We start from the raw sequence: 17,401 nt of genomic DNA, 5'->3' as shown, positions 1-17,401 counted from the left end.
GCCAGGAACAAGCGGCCGGAGCGAGCAGCTCCTAGCCGCGGAACTGGAAGTCCTCGAGCGTCGCCGGCTTCATCTCGATGGAGAAACCGGGCGCGCTCGGGGGCATGTAGGCGGCATTGCGGACCACGCAGGGTTCCTTGAAGTGCTCGTGCAGGTGGTCGACATATTCGACCACGCGGCCCTCACGGGTGCCGGCGATGCAGACATAGTCGATCATCGACAGGTGCTGGACATATTCGCACAGGCCGACGCCGCCGGCATGCGGGCAGACGAGCAGGTCGTACTTCGCTGCCATCAGGAGCACGGCGAGGATCTCGTTGACGCCGCCGAGGCGGCAGGAATCGATCTGCACCACGTCGATGGCGCCGCGCATGATGAACTGCTTGAACATGATGCGGTTCTGGCACATCTCGCCGGTGGCGACCTGAACGGGAGCCACGCCCTCGCGGATCTTGCGGTGGCCCTCGACGTCGTCGGGATTGGTCGGCTCCTCGATGAACCACGGCTTGGCGAAGGCGAGGTCGCGCACCCAGTCGATGGCCTGGTCGACCTCCCAGACCTGGTTGGCGTCGATCATCAGCTGGCGGTCGGGGCCGAGCACGTCGCGGGCGATGCGCAGGCGGCGGATGTCGTCGGCCTTGTCGCGGCCGACCTTGAGCTTGACGTGGTTGAAGCCGGCATCGACCGCTTCCTGGCAGAGCCGGCGCAGCTTCTCGTCGCCATAGCCGAGCCAGCCGGCCGAAGTGGTGTAGCAGGGGTAGCCCTCGTGCTCGAGCGTGGCGATGCGCTCGGCCTTGCCGGGCGCTTTGTCGCGCAGCATGGCAAGCGCTTCGTCGGGCGTGATGCAGTCGGTGATGTAGCGGAAGTCGATGCAGCGCACGAGTTCTTCAGGCGACATGTCGGCGACGAGCTTCCACACCGGCTTGCCCGACATCTTGGCCCAGATGTCCCAGACGGCGTTGACGACGGCACCCGTGGCGAGGTGGATCGCGCCCTTGTCGGGCCCGATCCAGCGCAGCTGGCTGTCGGAGGTGACATGGCGCCAGAAGGCGCCCATGTCTGATGTGACCTTGTCCATGTCCAGGCCGACGACGAGGTGGCGCATCGCCTCGATCGCCGCGCAGCAGATCTCGTTGCCGCGGCCGATGGTGAAGGTCAGGCCGTGACCCTCGATGCCGGGTGCGTCGGTTCTCAGGATGACGTAGGCCGCCGAATAATCGGGGTCCGGGTTCATCGCGTCGGAACCGTCGAGATGCTGCGAGGTCGGGAAGCGCAGGTCGAGCACCCGCATGTCGATGATGCTGGTCATGGTCGGGGGTCCCTAAGGTTTCAGGCGGCGACGGCGCGCTGCTTCTGGGTGCCGAGGCCCTCGATGCCGAGGGTCATCGTCTGGCCGGGCTTGAGATAGACGGGTGGCTTCTGGCCGAGGCCGACTCCGGGCGGGGTGCCGGTCGAGATGACGTCGCCGGACTGAAGGCTCATGAAGCGGCTGAGATAGGCAACGACCTGCCGGACCGAGAAGATCATGGTCGTGGTCGAGCCGTCCTGGTAGCGTCTGCCGTCGACATCCAGCCACATCTTGAGGTTCTGCGGGTCGGCGATCTCGTCGGATGTGACCATCCATGGACCGGTCGGGCCGAAGGTGTCGCAGCCCTTACCCTTGTCCCAGGTGCCGCCGCGCTCGATCTGGTATTCGCGCTCGGAGACGTCGTTGATGACGCAGTAGCCGGCGACGTGGTCCATGGCGTCGGCCTCGTCGATGTAGCGGCCGGGCTTGCCGATGACGACGCCGAGCTCGACCTCCCAGTCGGTCTTGAGAGAGCCGCGCGGGATCTCGACGTCGTCGTCGGGGCCGACGATGGCCGAGGTCCACTTGTTGAAGACGATGGGTTCGGCGGGGATGGCAGCACCCGTCTCGGCGGCGTGGTCCGCATAGTTGAGGCCGATGCAGATGAACTTGCCGATGCGGCCGACGCAGGCGCCGAGGCGCAGGTCCTGCTGCGGCGTGCCCGCGACCAGCGGCAGGGTCTCGGGGTCGATGCCGCGCAGGCGGGCGAGCCCTTCGGGAGCCAGCACGCCGCCGGCGATGTCGTCGACGTGGCGCGAGAGATCGCGGACGCGGCCGGACGCGTCGAGCAGGCCGGGCTTTTCGTTGCCCATGGGGCCATAGCGGAGCAATTTCATTGACGTCACCTTGGTTGGAAGAGCCGGAGGCGGCGAACCGCCTCCGGTGAGGTCCGGATCGTGGTCAGTCGTACAGCACGGCTGCGATGTCGGGCTGATCGATGTTGGTCTTGTCGTAGTAGTAGAAGCCGGTGTCGATGTTCTTCTCGACCGCCTCGCCCTTGGCTGCCTTGACGGCTGCCTCGACGGTCTTGTAGCCGATGCCGACCGGGTTCTGGGTGATGGCGCCGGCCATCTGGCCGTCGCGGATCGCCTGCTTCTGCTGGGCACCCGAATCGTAGCCGATGATCACCAACTGGCGGCCGAGTTCCTTGGCGCCGTTGACGACGCCGATGGCCGAGCCTTCGTTGGCGCCGAACATGCCCTTGAGATCGGGGTTGGCCTGCAGGATCGCCTTGGTGATTTCGGTCGACTTGAGGTGATCGCCCTCGCCATATTCGATGGCGACGATCTCGACCTTCGGATGGGCCTCCTTCATGCGGTTGACGAAGCCGTCGCGGCGATCGATGCCGGTGCGGCTGGTCTGGTCATGCACGACCAACGCCACCTTGCCTTCGTCGCCAATCAGTTCGGCCATCTTGTCGGCGGCAAGGGCGGCGGCGGCGATGTTGTTGGTCGAGGCGGTGGAGACCGGGATGTCGCCTTCGACGCCGGAGTCGAAGGCGACGACAGGGATCTTGGCGTCCTTGGCCTGTTGCAGCAGCGGCAGCGCCGCCTGGCTGTCGAGGGCGGCGAAGCCGATCGCCGCCGGCTTCTTGGCGAGGGCCGCGGCCAGCATGTCGATCTGGCGGTCGACCTGGGTTTCCGAATCCGGGCCTTCGAAGGTGACTTCGACGCCGAGGTCGGCGGCGGCCTTGTCGGCGCCCGCCTTCACGGCCTGCCAGAACTGATGCTGGAAGCCCTTGGAGATCAGCGGGATGTACATCTTGTCCTGGGCCAGTGCGAAGCTCGAGCCGTAACCCAGGATCGCTGCGGCGCTGATGGCGCCGAGCACGGTGCGTCTAGTGAACATGGTTCCTCCTGATGTTCATTTTCCGATCCGAATTTGCATTCCGAATTTTCCTGGAGCGCGTTCGCTCTCTTCTTGGTGTTGGCGCAGCCACGGGCTGCGCGAAGCAGGCCTTTCTCAAAGCCTGCGGCGCCGCAGAATGTCGGTGTAGACGGCGAGAATGATGATCGAGCCGGTGACCACGGTCTGCCATTCCTGGGCGACCGAAAGGATGCGCAGGCCGTTGGCGAGCACGGAGATGATGAGCGCGCCGATGAGCGTGCCGATGATGGTGCCGCGGCCGCCGGAGAGCGAGGTGCCGCCGATGACCACCGCGGCGATGGCGTCGAGCTCGTAGCCCTGGCCGAGCGCTGGCTGGGCCGAATTGAGCCGCGAGGAGATCAGCAGCCCGGCGATGCCGCAGATCGAGCCGGCAAGCGCGTAGACGGCGATCTTCCAGCGGTCGGTGTTGACGCCGGACAGCCGGACCGCCTCCTCGTTGGAGCCGAGCGCGAAGGTGAAGCGGCCGAGGATGGTCCGTTCGAGGATGAAGCTGGTGGCGATCGCGACCAGGAACAGGATCAGCACGCCATTGGGGATCGGCAGGGCCGGGAAGACGGAACCGATCAGCGAGCCCTGCGAGATCTGGGTGAAGCCCGGCGTGCCGTTGAAATAGATCGGCCGGGTGCCGGAGATGACCAGCGACAGGCCCTTGAGGATCAGCATCATGCCGAGCGTGGCGATGAAGGGCGGGATCTTGAGCTTGGCGACGAAAGTGCCGGACAGCGTGCCGCTGGCGGCACCGGCGAGGATGGCGGCCAGCACGCCGAAGCCGAGCGGCATGCCCCAGAAGGTCAGCACCACGCCGGCGATGACCGCGCAGAAGGTCATCAGCGTGCCGACCGACAGGTCGATGCCGCCGGTGATGATGACAAGCGTCGCCGCGATCGCCAGCACGCCATTGACCGACGTCGCCTGCAGGATGGCGATGATGTTGGAGGTCTGCATGAAATTGGGCGAGGCGAGGCTGAACACCAGGATCAGCGCGATCAGGCTGGCGAAGGCGAGGAGCCTGTGGGCGCCGGAGAATTTCGAACCCATCGAGACAATTCCGGTGGATGCGGTCGCACTCATTTGGCATCTCCCTTAGCCGGCTGGTTGTTCTGGTTGGCGCCTTCGCCGCGCAGGGTGGCGAGGTGCATGATCTCTTCCTGGCTGGCGCCGCCAGGCAAGATGCCGGTCAGCCGGCCCTCGCACATGACGGCGATGCGGTGGCTGAGCCGCAGCACTTCGGGCAGTTCGGACGAGATGACGATAATGGCGCGGCCCTGCCGGGCGAGCGCGTTCAACAGCTTGTAGATCTCGTTCTTGGCTCCGACATCGATGCCGCGTGTCGGCTCGTCGAAGATCAGCACCTCGCAGTCGCGCAGCAGCCACTTGGCGATGACGATCTTCTGCTGGTTGCCGCCGGAGAGCAGGCGCACTTCCTGGCGGTCGGACGGGGTCTTGATCGCCAGCTGGTCGATGTAGCGGCTTGCTGCATCGTGCATGGCGGCTTCCCGGAGCAGGCCGCCGGGGCCGGCGAAGCGGCGGAGGCTCGCCAGCACGACGTTGTTGCGGACGTCCATGCCGGTGGCGAGGCCGAAATGCTTGCGGTCCTCGGAGAGGTAGCCGATGCCGGCGCGCACCGCGTCCTGCGGCATGCGGATGTCGACCTTCCTGCCGTGCATGAAGATGTCGCCGCTGTCGCGGCGGTCGGCGCCGAAGATGGCGCGGGCGACCTCGGTGCGGCCGGCGCCCATCAGGCCGGCGAAGCCGAGGATCTCGCCCTTGCGCACGGAAAAGCCGACGTTGCGAATGGCCGCGCCGCGGTTGAGGTTCTTGACCTTCAGCACGACGTCCGAATTCGCATGGTCGGGTAAGTCGGGGCGCTCCTCGGTGAGCGCGCGCCCGACCATCATCGAAATGATCTTTTCGACCGGCGTGTCGGCAGCAGGCACGGTGCCGATATATTCGCCGTCGCGCATGACCGTGACGCGGTCGGCGATGCGCTTCAACTCGTCCATCTTGTGCGAGATGTAGACGATGCCGACGCCCTCGGCCTTGAGGCGGGCGATGATGGCGAAAAGCTCGTTGATCTCGGCGTCGTTCAGGGCGGCGGTCGGCTCGTCCATGATCAGCACGCGCGACCGGTAGGACAGCGCCTTGGCGATTTCCACCATCTGCTGGCGAGCGATGGTCAACCCGTCGATCAGCGTGCGCGGATCGAGCTTCAGGTGCATGCTGGCGAAGATTTCCGCCGCATCGGCATTGAGCCTGGCTTCGTCGAGCAGCAGGCCCGCGGCCTTGCGCGGCTCGCGGCCGATGAACATGTTCTGTGCCGCCGTCAGGTGTGGCATCAGGTTGAGCTCCTGATGGATGATGCCGATGCCGAGGTCCTGGGCTTGGCGCGGCGAGTTGATCTCGACCGGCTTGCCGTCGAGCAGGATTTCGCCGCCGTCGCGGCGGTAGATGCCGGCGAGGATCTTCATCATCGTCGACTTGCCGGCGCCGTTCTCGCCCATCAGGGCATGAACCTCGCCGGCGCGCAGGTCGAGCTGGGCGTTGTGCAGCGCGCGCACGCCGGGGAACGACTTCTCGATGTCCTTCATCGCAACGAGGGCGGTCATGCGCGGCCTCCGTCGATGCCATAGAAGCGTGCCGCGGTGCCGCCGAGGATCGCTGCGCGCTGCGACTGGCCGAAATGGTCGAGCAGGCGGGCGGTGACCTCGTCCCAGAAGGCAAAGGGGGCGGCCAAGGTGAGCACCGGCCAATCCGAGCCCCAGATCAGGCGATCCGGTCCGAACCAGGTGAGCAGGCTGTCGACGGTCGGACGCAGGGCTTGCGCCGCCGCCTTCGGCGTCGCGCGGCGGTCGGCAGGCAGCTCGGTGAGCAGGCCGGAGAGCTTGCAGCACAGATGCGGGTGGCCGGAGAGCTCGGCCATGCCGAATTTCCACATGGCATGGCGCGAGTCGTCGGCCGGTGCGGCGAAGGCAGGCTTGGCGGCATGGTCGATGACGACAGGCAGATCCGGGTGTTTCTCGACGAAGCGGCGCAGCACTTGAAGATGCTGCGGCAGGACCAGCGCGTCGAAGCGCAGGCCAAGCCGCTGCAGCGCGGCGACGGCTCCGGCGTCCGGGCGGGTGGCGATCCAGTCGATGTCGTCGAGATCCTGCAGCATCGGCCGGACGCCCTTGAACAGCGGGTTTTTCGCAAGCTGTTGCAGCGACTGAACGCTCTTTGGCGAAGACAGATCGACCCAGCCGACGACGCCGGCGACGGCACTGTCGCTATGGCCCTGGTCGAGCAGGAACAGCGTTTCGGCTTCGGTGGGCGCGGCCTGGACGAGGATGCGCCTGGCGATGCCGGCGGCTTGCGCCAGCGGGCGCATCTCGGCTGCGCCGAAATCGCGGTGGATCGGCGCGAGGTGGGCGGCGTCAGGCGTCAGCCAGCCATAGTCGCCACGCCGGAGCGCCCAGTAGTGGCAGTGGCCGTCGATCCTTTCGATCATGGCCGCGGCCCCGCCTAGATGGTGACGCCGCCGTCGACCAGGACAGCCTGGCCGGTGACGAAGCGCGACTCGTCGGACAACAGGTAGACGACGAGTGGGGCGATGTCGTCGACGGTGGCGAGCTGGCCGATGGGCTGGCGGGCGATGAAATCCTTCTCGGCCTGCACGGGATCGGCAGCAGCGGCGATGCGGCCGCGCAGCGACGGCGTGTCGACCGTACCGGGGCACAGCGCGTTGCAGCGGACACCGCGGCGGACATAGTCGGCGGCCATGCCCTTGGTGAAGCCGATGACGGCTGCCTTGGTCGCGCCGTAGAGCAGGCGGTTGGGGAAGCCTTTGATCGACGAAGCCATCGAGGCCATGTTGAGGATCGACACGCCGCCGGTCTTTTCGGCGCGTTCGAGCATGCCGGGCAGGAATGCCCTGGTGGTGCGGTACATACTCTTGACGTTGAGGTCGAAGCTGAAGTCCCAGTCTTCGTCGCTGCAGTCCATGATGGTGCCGTTGTGGACGAAGCCGGCGCAGTTGAAGAGGCCGTCGAGCGGCGCCTGGCCTGCGCCGAAGGCGGCGACCGCCTTGGCGTCGCGGACGTCGAGACGATGGGTCTCGATGTTCTCGTGCTCGCCCGAAAGCGCCTTGAGCGCCTCGTCATTGATGTCGGTGGCGATGACGTGCGCGCCTTCCCTGACGCAGGCCAGCACGCTGGCGCGGCCGATGCCCTGGGCAGCGGCGGAAATGAAAATGCGTTTCCCGCGTAGTCGCATAACCGTCGCTCCTCCCAGCAAACTGCTTGCGCTTCTGTCTATATACGAACATACTATTCATAAATGAACCAACCTTGCAATGGGGAATTGTGAGGAGGGAATTGTGAGGCGGTCGACCGGGAGGATTTCGCGTCATGCCAAAAGGGCCGGCAAAGACCGCCAACAGCACAGACAAGGACGAGCGCTACCGCGCGCCCGCGCTCGACAAGGGACTCGATATCCTGGAACTGCTGTCGGAGCAGCCGGGCGGACTGACCCGGGCCGAGATCGTCAAGGCGATGGGGCGCGGCCCGAGCGAGGTCTACCGGATGCTCGAACGGCTGGTAGCGCGCGATTTCGTCAGCCGCTCGCCCGAGGGCGACCGCTACGCGCTGACGATGAAGCTGTTCATCCTTGCCCACCGGCACCCGCCGGTGCGCCGCCTGGTGGCGCGGGCGCAGCCCTTGATGGACGCGTTTTCGATCGCCGTCGGGCAGTCCTGCCACCTGGTGGCGCCGGATCGTGACGCGGCGCTGGTGGTGGCGCATGCCAGCCCGCCCGGAAACTGGGAGTTCGGCATCCGCATCGGCGCGCATATCGACCTCCTGACCACGAGCTCGGGCCATATCCTGCTCGCCTTCCAGGACGAGCATTCGCAAGCCGAGGCCGCGGCGCGCTGGGACGGCACCGACATGGCGGGGGCGCGGGAGAAGCTGGAACCGGTGCTGACCGCCTATCGCGACACCGGCCACCGCGTCGGCCCGAGCCAGCAGATGCGCGCCATCGACGACATCTCGGTGCCGATCCTGTCGCCTGACGGGTTTGCCATTGCCGTTTTGACCTGCCCCTACATCCAGAGGCTGGACGACAAGCAGGCCGACATCGACCAGACGCTGATCCTGCTCAAGGACGTCGCGGCGAAGCTGTCGCTGTCTTAGGCACGCTCCAACTGTATGTCGGGGAGGTCAGTGCCGCCCTCACCCTTACCCTCTCCCCGTAAGGACGGGGAGAGGGGGGCTTCGGCGTTGAGGCTTCGTCCTTCTCCCCGTCATTACGGGGAGAAGGTGCCGGCAGGCGGATGAGGGGCGGCTGTGTCCTTGCAGGAAAAATACCGCTTCCTCGACAAGCTTCGGAATGGGATGGGAGCAGCCTAGTCGAAGGGCTTCAAGCCCCCGGCGGCACCACGCCCTTGCGGACGGCGAAGTCGGCGTAGAAGCGGCGTTCCTGAGTCTGGATGACGGCGTAGGCCTGCTTGGCGCGTTCGTAGAAGGCGAAGCGCTCGATCCCGACCATTTTGGTTCCCGTACCTTCGATCAGCTTGCCGACTTCGCGCTGGACGTCGGGGATCTCGTCGGGCTTGCCGACCACCTCCATGCGGCCGAAGGCATCGTCGACGAAGGTGTCTACCGGCATCACCGACAGCACCGCCTTCATGACGCTGACGATGTCGCCGTCGATGCGCAGCGGCCGGCCGAAGACGGTCTGCCGCGCCATCGCATCGGCCGGGAAGTTGGCGTCGGCAATGATCAGGTCGTCGCCGTGTCCCATGGCGCGGAGCACGTAGAGCGCGTCGGGGCCGAGCAGCGGGTCGATGCCGAGGAGCATTTTTGTCACCTGAGATGCGGGTTGCGGATGAGGGCAGCTGCCCGTTCGCTCCAGAATTGCAAGCGGTCCGCTTCGAAGCAAGGCGTCCGTCAGTGCATTTCAGCGGCTCTTCGGAGTGTGCAACGGCTTCCGCACTCCCGGACTGCCCTAAGCGTCGCGGACGAAACCTTCGGAGGCAACCAGAAGGTTGCGGGTGTAGTCCTGCGCCACGTTGCGGGTGGCGAGGTCGCCGGCCTCCAGCCGCTCGATCTCCTCGCCGCCCTGCATCACCATCAGCCGCTCGCACATATGGGTGATGACGCCGAGGTCGTGGCTGACCATGACGAAGGTCAGCTTGCGGTCGCGGCGGACCTGTTCGAGCAGGTTGAGCACTTCGGCCTGCACCGAGGCATCGAGCGCCGAGGTCGGCTCGTCGAGCAAGAGGATCGAGGGTTCGAGGATCAGCGCGCGGGCGATCGCCACGCGCTGGCGCTGGCCGCCCGACAGCTGGTGCGAATAGCGGAAGCGGAAGCCGGAGCCGAGGCCGACCTCGTCGAGCGCGCGCTGGATGCGTTTTTCGGTGTCGGCAAAGCCATGGATGTCGAGCGGCTCCAGCAACAGCCGGTCGACGGTCTGGCGCGGGTGCAGCGAGCCGTAGGGGTCCTGGAACACCATCTGGACCTGGCGGTAGAACGCCTTGTCGCGGCTCTTGCCAAGGCGCTGGCCGGAAACGTCGATGGTCCCGCCGGAGACGGGCGCGAGGCCGGCGACGGCGCGCAGCAGCGTCGATTTTCCCGAACCGGATTCGCCGACGAGGCCAAAGGATTCACCTTGGGCGACCGTGAGGCTGACGTCCTTGAGCGCGATGAAGTCGTCGTAGACGACGCGCAGTTTGTCGATCGAGAGAGCAGGGGTCACAGCAGCCACTCCGGCTGGCGGTCGAGCACGGGCAGCGGGTGCCGGTCAGCGCCGATCTTGGGCATGCAGTTGAGCAGGCCTTGCGTGTAGGGGTGTTTTGCCTGCGACAGTTCGGAGGCCTTGAGCTCCTCGATGATCTTGCCGGCATACATGACGATAACTCGGTCGCAGAAGGTCGAGACCAGACGGAGGTCGTGCGAGATGAAGACCAGTCCCATGCCGCGGTCGATGACGAGACGATCGAGAATGCGCAGGATGTCGAGCTGGACGGTCACATCAAGCGCCGAGGTCGGCTCGTCGGCGATCAGCAGTTCCGGCCCGGCGATCAGCATCATCGCGATCATGGCGCGCTGGCCCATGCCGCCGGAGACCTCATGCGGGTAAAGGTCGTAGACGCGCTTGGGGTCACGGATCTGGACAGCGGCCAGCATGTCGAGCGCGCGTTCGCGCGCCTCCGCCTTGCCGACCTTCTCATGCGTGCGCAGGGTCTCGACGATCTGGCGGCCGATGGTCATGACCGGGTCGAGCGAATATTTGGGATCCTGCAGGATCATGGCGATGCGGTTGCCGCGCAACGCCCGGCGTTCGGCCGGCGAGGCCTTCAAGAGGTCGATGCCGCTGAATTCGAGCCGCCTGGCCTTGATCTCCGCCTGCTGCGGCGTCAGCCCCATAATGGCGCGGCCGGTCTGAGACTTGCCCGAACCGCTCTCGCCGACGATGCCGAGCCTCTCCTGCCCGAGCGCGAAGGAAACGCCGCGCACCGCTTCGACCACGCCGGTGCGGGTGGGGAAGGAGACGCGGAGGTCTTCGACATGCAAGAGCGTGTTCATTGGCCACCGCTGCGCGTGTCGAGCGCGTCGCGCAGGCCGTCGCCGAGCAGGTTGAAGCCGAGGCTGACGATGAGGATGGCAGCACCGGGTGCGGCTGCCACCCACCACTGGTCGAGGATGAAGCGGCGGCCCGAGGCGATCATCGCGCCCCATTCGGGCAGCGGCGGCTGAGCGCCGAGGCCGAGGAAGCCGAGGCCGGCGGCGGTGAGGATGATGCCGGCCATGTCGAGCGTGACGCGGACGATCAGCGAGGAGATGCAGAGCGGCATGATGTGGCGCAGCACGATGCGCATCGGCGACGCGCCCATCAGCTTGACCGCCGAGATGTAGTCGGAGTTGCGCACCGTCAGCGTTTCGGCACGGGCGATGCGGGCATAGGGCGGCCACGATGTCAGGGCGATGGCGATGATGGCGTTTTCGATGCCGGGCCCCAGTGCCGCGACGAAGGCCAGCGCCAGCACCAGCTTGGGGAAGGCGAGGAAGATGTCGGTGATACGCATCAGCACCGCATCGATCCAGCCGCCGGCATAGCCCGCGGCGGTGCCGACCAGCAGGCCGATGGGGGCGGCGATGATCGCCACCAGCACGATGACCTGCAAGGTCAGGCGCGAGCCGTAGATCAGGCGCGAGAGGATGTCGCGGCCCTGGTCGTCGGTGCCGAGCCAATAGGTGGAACTGGGCGGCAGCAGGCGGGCGTTCCTGAGGTCGCCGATATAGGGCGAATGGGGCGCGAGCAGGGGGGCTGCAGCGGCGACGAACAGCAGCAGCAGGATGATGCCGAGGCCGATGACGGCGAGCCTGTTGGCGGTGAAGCGGCGCCAGGTCACGTAGGCGCGGCCGAGCCGGGCCTGGGTGCGCGACTGCGGGCGGTCGGTGAGAAGCCATTCGCGGCGGGTCATGGTCGTGTCGCTCATCGGATCCGCGTCCTTGGGTCGAGCATGCGGTAGAGCAGGTCGGACAACAGGTTGATGCCGATGAAGACCGAACCGATGATGATGGTGCCGCCGAGCACCGCGTTCATGTCGGCGTTCTGCAGCGAATTGGTGATGTAGAGGCCGAGCCCCGGCCAGGCGAAGACCGTCTCGGTCAGCACCGAGCCTTCGAGCAGGCCGGCGTAGGACAGCGCGATCACGGTGACCAGCGGCACAGCGGCGTTGCGCAGCGCGTGGCCCCAGATGATGCGGGTTTCCGACAGGCCCTTGGCACGCGCCGCGACGATGTATTCCTGGCTCAATTCGTTGAGCATGAAGGAGCGCGTCATGCGGCTGATGTAGGCGAGCGAGAAATAGCCGAGCAGCGAGGCCGGCAGGATGATGTGGGCGAAGATGTCCTTGAAGGCGGCCCAGTCGCGATTGAGGATCGCGTCGAGCAGGAAGAAACCGGTGATCGGCGTGAAGGTGTATTCGAACACCACGTCGATGCGGCCCGGGCCGGCGGTCCAGCCGAGGCGGGCGTAAAACACCAGGAGCGCCAAAAGGCCGAGCCAGAAGATCGGCACGGAATAGCCGATCAGGCCGATGATGCGGACGATCTGGTCGGCGAGGCTGCCGCGCTTGACGGCGGCGAGCACCCCGAGCGGGATGCCGAAGGCGGCGCCGATGACGGTGCCGACGGTGGCGAGTTCCATCGTTGCCGGGAAGACGCGGCGGATGTCGTCCATGACCGGATTGGTGGTCAGCACCGAAGTGCCGAAATCGCCCGACAGGACGCCTTTCACATAGAGATAGAACTGCTGGTAGTAGGGCAGGTTGAAGCCCATCTCGATGCGCGTGCGCTCGACGACATGGGCCGGGGCGCGGTCGCCGACGATGGCCAGCACCGGGTCGATGGGCACGATGCGGCCGATGAAGAAGGTGACGGCGAGAAGGCCGAGATAGGTGGTGCCCACGATCACCACGAAACTGACGACCGCCTTGAGAATGGCGGAGGCGCGCTTGTTTGCGCGCCTCGCCGGTGCCTGGGTTTCCATGCTGCTCAATGGACTGATCCTTTCGTGCATGACCCGGAAAACCGGAACCGATTTTCTGGGGATCATGCACAGACTTACTTGTTACAGCGTCCTTCGCGCGTCCAAGGACGCGCGGCGCTGCAGGGGATCAGTCCTTGGTCACGGGAGCGACGAAGTTCGAATCGAAGTTCGGTCCGAGCTTGTAGTTCTTGACGTTGCCGCGCAGGCCGGCGACCTCGGTCTGCTGGAAGATCAGCACGAACGGGCTGGTGTCGAGGGCTGCCTGCTGCAGTTCCTTGTACATCGCCGCGCGCTTGTCGTTGTCGCGCTCCAGCAGGGCCGCCTTGGTCTTCTCGGTCAGTTCCGGAACGTCCCAGGCATTGCGCCAGGCCAGCGTCTTCACCGTGCCGTCGTCGGCGTTGTTGGGATTGGAGGTGAAGGTCTCGGCGTTGGAGTTCGGATCCCAGTAGTCCATGCCCCACTGGCCGATATACATGTCGTGGTTGCGGGCGCGGTACTTGGTCAGCGTCTGCTTGCCGTCGCCGGGAATGATCTCGACCTTGACGCCGGCCTGGCCGACGGTCTGCTGGAAGGATTCGGCGATGCCGGTGACCGGCTGGGTGTTGCGCACGTCCATGGTGACGGAGAAGCCGTCCTTCAGGCCCGCCTTCTCCAGCAGTTCCTTGGCCTTGGCGACGTCGAAGGTGAACGGGTTGGAGTCGAGCGCGCCGAGCACGCCCTTGGCCTGGTAGGTCTGGCGGATCTCGCCGATGCCCTTGATCAGCGTGGCGCCGATGGCGTCGTAGTCGACCAGATACTTCAGTGCCTGGCGCACTTCGGGCTTGGCCAGGTTCGGGTTCTTCTGGTTGAGGCTGATGTAATAGACCGTGCCCTTGGGTGCGCTGGTGGTGGCGAGCTCGGCGTTCTTCGATACGGCTTCCAGGTCGCCCGGTTCGAGATTGCGGGCGACGTCGATGTCGCCGGCTTCGAGCATCAGGCGCTGGGTCGCGCTTTCCTTGACGTGGCGATAGATGACGCGGGCAAGTGCGGGCTTGTCACCATAGTAGTTGTCGTTGCGCTCGAGCACGAGGATCTCGTTGGCGCGCCAGTCGCGGATCTTGAACGGTCCGGAGCCGGCATAGCCGGTCTTGAGCCAGCCATTGCCGAAGTCGTTGTCGAACTTGTAGTCGTCGGTCGGCGTGACCGGGGCGACATGCTCGAGCACCAGCTTGCTGTCCATGACGGCCCCGACCGTGGCGGTGAGGCAGTTGAGCACGAAGGACGGCGCGTAGGACTTGTCGACGGTGAAGACGAAGGTGGTGTCATCGGCGGCCTTGGCCTTCTCGGTGACGTTGTCCTTGGTCAGGCCGAACTGGGTGAGGATGAAGGCCGGGCTCTTGTCGAGCTTGACGACGCGCTCGAACGACCAGGCGACGTCCTTGGCGGTGATCGGGTTGCCCGAGGCGAACTTGAGGCCCGGCTTGAGCTTGAAGGTGTAGGTCAGGCCGTCGTCGGAGACGGTCCAGCTTTCGGCGACGCCCGGGCGTACCTTGGTGGTGTCGTCGATGTCGAGGCGCACCAGCATGTCATAGGCGTTGCCGAGGAATTCGGCCGGGCTGAGCTCGAAGGATTCTGCCGGGTCGAGGGTGATGGTGTCGTCGATGGCCCAGGCCTGGACCAGCGTGTCGGCCGGCGTCACCGCAAGCGCGGGTGCCGCGACAACCATCGCCGACAGCGCGGCGCCTGCAAGCAGAAGACGGAATTGTCCGTTGATTTTACCAAGCATCATTTTTCAGTTCCCCAAGTTGACGAATTATTTGTTGTTAGGCTGCCGTTTCGTGCCAGGCCGAGCGCAAGACCCTCAACCAGTTGTCGCGGCAGATTTTCGCCAGATCGGCGTCACCATATCCAGCGTTCCGGAGGGCCGCAACGAGCTTCTGGAGGCTGGCGGCGTCGCCGATCTCGGCCGGGATGGTGGCGCCGTCGAAGTCGGACCCCAGCGCTACGCCGTCGATGCCGACATGCTCGACCATGTAGTCGATGTGACGGACCATGTCCGAGAGCGGGGTGTCGGCGCGCTTGGCGCCATCCTCGCGCAGCATGGTGACGGCGAAGTTCAGCCCGACGAGGCCGTTGCTTTCCCGGACGGCAGCAAGCTGCTTGTCTGTCAGGTTGCGGCTGATCGGGGTGAGGGCATGGGCGTTGGAATGGCTGACGATCAGCGGCTTGTCGGACAGCCGGGCGACGTCCCAGAAACCCTTCTCGGTGATGTGCGCGAGGTCGATGGCGATGCCGATGCGGTTGCACTCGCGGATCAATCTTTTGCCGGCTTCGGTCAGGCCCGGACCGGTGTCTGGGCTCGATGGGAAGGCGAAGGGCACGCCGTGGCCGAAGATGGTGTTGCGGCTCCATACCGGGCCGAGCGAGCGCAGGCCGGCGGCGTAGAAAACGTCGAGCGCGGCGAGATCGGCGTCGATCGGCTCGCAGCCTTCCATGTGAAGGACGGCGGCAAATTTGCCTTGCGCCTGCGCCGCATCGATGTCGGCGCCGTTGCGGCAGATCTTCCAGCCGCCGGCGCGCTCGATCCGGAAGGCGATCGACGCCATGTCGAGGGCGATGTCGAGCGACGGCGCGCGTTCGAGCGGGGCGGAGAGCGGAATGGCATAGTGGCCGCTGTCGTCGCGGTCGTCGTCGCCAATGTCGCCGGAGGTGATGTAGATGGCGCAGAGGCCGCCGGCGAGGCCGCCCTTGCGGGCGCGTGGCATGTCGATATGACCCTGCCCGGTGCCTTCGACGAATTCGGCCACCGGGTCCGCGCCCTTGGCGGCGTTGGTCCACAACCGGAACAGCACATCGTTGTGACCGTCGAAAACTGCCTGCATCACGCACTCCTGTCAGGCAGGCAGTTGAAGGACGCACGGCAGGCCAAGTCAATCTGCCGACGGCAAGCCGTTTGGCGCCCATGCCGCAGTTCCGCTTCGTAAGGTGCCGCCAGGACCAAAAGGAAGTTCGCGCTGGACCATTCGACGCAGGCTTATGTTTTTCAGCGCTAAAACGAGGCAATTTGCCGCCATATCAGGCACAGGCGAAGTCCTGGCGTGACCTTGCGGCAGGTATGCGACCTTGTTCGGCATTGAAATCTGATCAAAATTTGGGCAGTCGGGCTGCCAGCGGCTATCCGCCGCTCTTCGCACTGCAAATCCATTCATCACGACAGGAAATCTACATATGTCAGAAGGCAGTCTTCTCGATCATGCTCTCGTGCGCCTCGACGAGGCGGCAAAACACCTGACCGTCGACGCCGACGTGATCGAGAAACTGAAATTTGCCCGCGAGACCACCAAAGCCCGTCTGATGATCCGCATGGACGACGGCTCGCGCAAATCCTTCCTGGCATGGCGCTGCCGCTACGACGACACGCGCGGGCCGACCAAGGGCGGCATCCGCTTCCATCCCGAATCGACGGCCGACGAAGTTGAGATGCTGGCCTTCTGGATGACGTTCAAATGCGCCGTGATGAACCTGCCCTATGGCGGCGGCAAGGGTGCCGTCCAGGTCGATCCGCGCAAGCTGTCCAAGGCCGAGCTGGAGCGCCTGTCGCGCGCCTACATCCAGGCATTTGCCAGCATCATCGGGCCGGACCGCGACATCCCCGCGCCCGACGTCTATACCAACTCGATGATCATGGGCTGGATGGCCGATGAGTATTCGCAGATCGTCGGCCAGGCGTCGCCCGCCGTCATCACCGGCAAGCCGCTGGCGCTGGGCGGTTCGCTCGGCCGCGGCGACGCCACCGCACGCGGCGGCTTCTACCTTGTCCGCCATCTCGCCGACGAACTCGGCCTGAAGGGCAATCTGCGCGTCGCGATCCAGGGATTTGGCAATGCCGGCCAGCATATTGCCCGCCTGCTTGCCTCCGACGGCCACACGATCGTTGCCGTGTCAGACTCGGAAGGTGCGGTCCAGTCCGCCAAGGGCCTCGACCTCGGCCGCCTGCTGGCCGCCAAGGACAGTGGCCGCTCGGTCACCTCGACCGCCGGAGAGGGCGGCCATGAGTTGCTCGACGGCAATGCGCTGGTGGGTGTCGAATGCGATATCCTGGTGCCGTCGGCGCTGGAGAACATGATCCGCATCGACAACGCCCACAGCGTCAAGGCCCGCATCGTGCTCGAACTGGCCAACGGCCCGGTCACGTCGGAAGCCGACGAAGTGCTGGAGAAGAAGGGGATCGTCGTTCTGCCCGACATCCTGGCCAATGCCGGTGGCGTCACCGTTTCCTATTTCGAGTGGGTGCAGAACCGGCAGGGCTATTACTGGCCGATCGAAGAGATCCATGAGCGCCTGCGCATCATCATGGAGCGCGAGGGCCGCGCCATCTGGGATGTCGCCAAGGCCAAGGACGTCTCGGTGCGCACGGCGGCCTATGTCCATGCGCTGGCTCGCCTCGCCGAGGCGATCGAGGCGCACGGCACGCAGAACTACTTCGCGAGCTGATCCAACCCGCAACGCCGCCGGATCGAACGGTCCGGCGGCGTTGCCATGGCCTGGTGCGTCTCTTGTGCATCCATCCGGATGCTGCGACGCCTGGCCCGCCATTTTCAGGTTGAAGCGCCAAGTCGGCGGGCGTAGGTCTCTGGGTGAAATCCCGACCTATCA

At 65.6% G+C, this 17,401-nt stretch carries 16 protein-coding genes; 2 read left to right on the top strand and 14 right to left on the bottom strand.

All coding sequences use genetic code 11. The annotated features are described in order from the left end of the window. Window positions 1-31: 31 nt before the first annotated feature. The 7 genes from GGR00_RS21710 to GGR00_RS21680 all read right to left on the bottom strand — a co-directional run bounded on the left by GGR00_RS21710 (window position 32) and on the right by GGR00_RS21680 (window position 7,486). Entirely contained in the window at window positions 32-1,309 is a 1,278-nt protein-coding gene (locus GGR00_RS21710) for an L-fuconate dehydratase (protein WP_184701122.1), read from the bottom strand. Between the two features lie 20 nt (window positions 1,310-1,329). Then, window positions 1,330-2,184: a fumarylacetoacetate hydrolase family protein gene (locus GGR00_RS21705; protein WP_184701120.1), complete on the bottom strand. Its 855-nt coding sequence runs from the start codon at window positions 2,182-2,184 to the stop codon at window positions 1,330-1,332. Between the two features lie 64 nt (window positions 2,185-2,248). Beyond that, window positions 2,249-3,196, bottom strand: coding sequence for an ABC transporter substrate-binding protein (locus GGR00_RS21700; RefSeq protein WP_184701118.1), 948 nt, complete (start codon window positions 3,194-3,196; stop codon window positions 2,249-2,251). A gap of 114 nt (window positions 3,197-3,310) precedes the next feature. Continuing rightward, window positions 3,311-4,306 (bottom strand): ABC transporter permease, encoded by a 996-nt coding sequence (locus GGR00_RS21695; RefSeq protein WP_184701115.1) that lies wholly within the window; start codon window positions 4,304-4,306, stop codon window positions 3,311-3,313. Further along, a complete protein-coding gene (locus tag GGR00_RS21690; protein ID WP_184701113.1) occupies window positions 4,303-5,841 on the bottom strand; it encodes a sugar ABC transporter ATP-binding protein in 1,539 nt (512 codons plus the stop codon). Before GGR00_RS21690 ends, GGR00_RS21695 begins: the two co-directional genes overlap by 4 nt. Next, window positions 5,838-6,722, bottom strand: a complete 885-nt coding sequence (locus GGR00_RS21685; RefSeq protein ID WP_184701111.1) for an amidohydrolase family protein — start codon at window positions 6,720-6,722, stop codon at window positions 5,838-5,840. The genes GGR00_RS21690 and GGR00_RS21685 overlap by 4 nt, the downstream gene beginning before the upstream one ends. A 14-nt stretch (window positions 6,723-6,736) precedes the next feature. Beyond that, a complete protein-coding gene (locus GGR00_RS21680) occupies window positions 6,737-7,486 on the bottom strand; it encodes an SDR family oxidoreductase (protein WP_184701109.1) in 750 nt (249 codons plus the stop codon). A 134-nt stretch (window positions 7,487-7,620) separates the two neighbouring features. Between GGR00_RS21680 and GGR00_RS21675 the strand changes: the two genes are divergently transcribed. Further along, window positions 7,621-8,403: an IclR family transcriptional regulator gene (locus GGR00_RS21675; protein ID WP_184701107.1), complete on the top strand. Its 783-nt coding sequence runs from the start codon at window positions 7,621-7,623 to the stop codon at window positions 8,401-8,403. 226 nt (window positions 8,404-8,629) lie between these two features. Here the strand turns inward: GGR00_RS21675 and GGR00_RS21670 are convergent, their stop codons facing one another. The 7 genes from GGR00_RS21670 to GGR00_RS21640 form a co-directional block, all read right to left on the bottom strand. After that, window positions 8,630-9,070: an RbsD/FucU family protein gene (locus tag GGR00_RS21670; protein ID WP_184701105.1), complete on the bottom strand. Its 441-nt coding sequence runs from the start codon at window positions 9,068-9,070 to the stop codon at window positions 8,630-8,632. Window positions 9,071-9,217: 147 nt separating this feature from the next. Continuing rightward, window positions 9,218-9,967, bottom strand: coding sequence for an ATP-binding cassette domain-containing protein (locus GGR00_RS21665; RefSeq protein ID WP_184701103.1), 750 nt, complete (start codon window positions 9,965-9,967; stop codon window positions 9,218-9,220). Further along, window positions 9,964-10,797, bottom strand: coding sequence for an ABC transporter ATP-binding protein (locus GGR00_RS21660; RefSeq protein WP_184701101.1), 834 nt, complete (start codon window positions 10,795-10,797; stop codon window positions 9,964-9,966). Before GGR00_RS21660 ends, GGR00_RS21665 begins: the two co-directional genes overlap by 4 nt. Then, window positions 10,794-11,696, bottom strand: coding sequence for a nickel transporter permease (gene nikC, locus GGR00_RS21655; RefSeq protein ID WP_184701192.1), 903 nt, complete (start codon window positions 11,694-11,696; stop codon window positions 10,794-10,796). The genes GGR00_RS21660 and nikC overlap by 4 nt, the downstream gene beginning before the upstream one ends. Window positions 11,697-11,707: 11 nt before the next feature. After that, window positions 11,708-12,766, bottom strand: a complete 1,059-nt coding sequence (locus GGR00_RS21650; protein ID WP_377863911.1) for an ABC transporter permease — start codon at window positions 12,764-12,766, stop codon at window positions 11,708-11,710. Between the two features lie 127 nt (window positions 12,767-12,893). Next, complete coding sequence (locus GGR00_RS21645) at window positions 12,894-14,531, bottom strand: ABC transporter substrate-binding protein (protein WP_184701190.1); 1,638 nt, start codon at window positions 14,529-14,531, stop codon at window positions 12,894-12,896. A gap of 37 nt (window positions 14,532-14,568) precedes the next feature. Continuing rightward, window positions 14,569-15,627 carry a dipeptidase gene (locus GGR00_RS21640; RefSeq protein WP_184701097.1) on the bottom strand — a complete coding sequence of 353 codons (1,059 nt, stop codon included), beginning with the start codon at window positions 15,625-15,627 and terminating at the stop codon, window positions 14,569-14,571. A 346-nt stretch (window positions 15,628-15,973) separates the two neighbouring features. Between GGR00_RS21640 and GGR00_RS21635 the strand changes: the two genes are divergently transcribed. Further along, window positions 15,974-17,239: a Glu/Leu/Phe/Val family dehydrogenase gene (locus GGR00_RS21635; protein WP_184701095.1), complete on the top strand. Its 1,266-nt coding sequence runs from the start codon at window positions 15,974-15,976 to the stop codon at window positions 17,237-17,239. The last annotated feature ends 162 nt before the right edge of the window (window positions 17,240-17,401 follow it).

This window comes from Aminobacter aganoensis (assembly GCF_014206975.1).
Lineage (GTDB): Bacteria > Pseudomonadota > Alphaproteobacteria > Rhizobiales > Rhizobiaceae > Aminobacter > Aminobacter aganoensis.
This window is presented reverse-complemented; position numbering and strand designations above follow the sequence as displayed.

Coding starts and splice junctions, on each gene's coding strand:
- GGR00_RS21710 (WP_184701122.1), bottom strand. CDS start 1,309: ATGACCAGCATCATCGACATGCGGGTGCTCGACCTGCGCTTCCCGACC.
- GGR00_RS21705 (WP_184701120.1), bottom strand. CDS start 2,184: ATGAAATTGCTCCGCTATGGCCCCATGGGCAACGAAAAGCCCGGCCTG.
- GGR00_RS21700 (WP_184701118.1), bottom strand. CDS start 3,196: ATGTTCACTAGACGCACCGTGCTCGGCGCCATCAGCGCCGCAGCGATC.
- GGR00_RS21695 (WP_184701115.1), bottom strand. CDS start 4,306: ATGAGTGCGACCGCATCCACCGGAATTGTCTCGATGGGTTCGAAATTC.
- GGR00_RS21690 (WP_184701113.1), bottom strand. CDS start 5,841: ATGACCGCCCTCGTTGCGATGAAGGACATCGAGAAGTCGTTCCCCGGC.
- GGR00_RS21685 (WP_184701111.1), bottom strand. CDS start 6,722: ATGATCGAAAGGATCGACGGCCACTGCCACTACTGGGCGCTCCGGCGT.
- GGR00_RS21680 (WP_184701109.1), bottom strand. CDS start 7,486: ATGCGACTACGCGGGAAACGCATTTTCATTTCCGCCGCTGCCCAGGGC.
- GGR00_RS21675 (WP_184701107.1), top strand. CDS start 7,621: ATGCCAAAAGGGCCGGCAAAGACCGCCAACAGCACAGACAAGGACGAG.
- GGR00_RS21670 (WP_184701105.1), bottom strand. CDS start 9,070: ATGCTCCTCGGCATCGACCCGCTGCTCGGCCCCGACGCGCTCTACGTG.
- GGR00_RS21660 (WP_184701101.1), bottom strand. CDS start 10,797: ATGAACACGCTCTTGCATGTCGAAGACCTCCGCGTCTCCTTCCCCACC.
- nikC (WP_184701192.1), bottom strand. CDS start 11,696: ATGACCCGCCGCGAATGGCTTCTCACCGACCGCCCGCAGTCGCGCACC.
- GGR00_RS21650 (WP_377863911.1), bottom strand. CDS start 12,766: ATGGAAACCCAGGCACCGGCGAGGCGCGCAAACAAGCGCGCCTCCGCC.
- GGR00_RS21645 (WP_184701190.1), bottom strand. CDS start 14,531: ATGCTTGGTAAAATCAACGGACAATTCCGTCTTCTGCTTGCAGGCGCC.
- GGR00_RS21640 (WP_184701097.1), bottom strand. CDS start 15,627: ATGCAGGCAGTTTTCGACGGTCACAACGATGTGCTGTTCCGGTTGTGG.
- GGR00_RS21635 (WP_184701095.1), top strand. CDS start 15,974: ATGTCAGAAGGCAGTCTTCTCGATCATGCTCTCGTGCGCCTCGACGAG.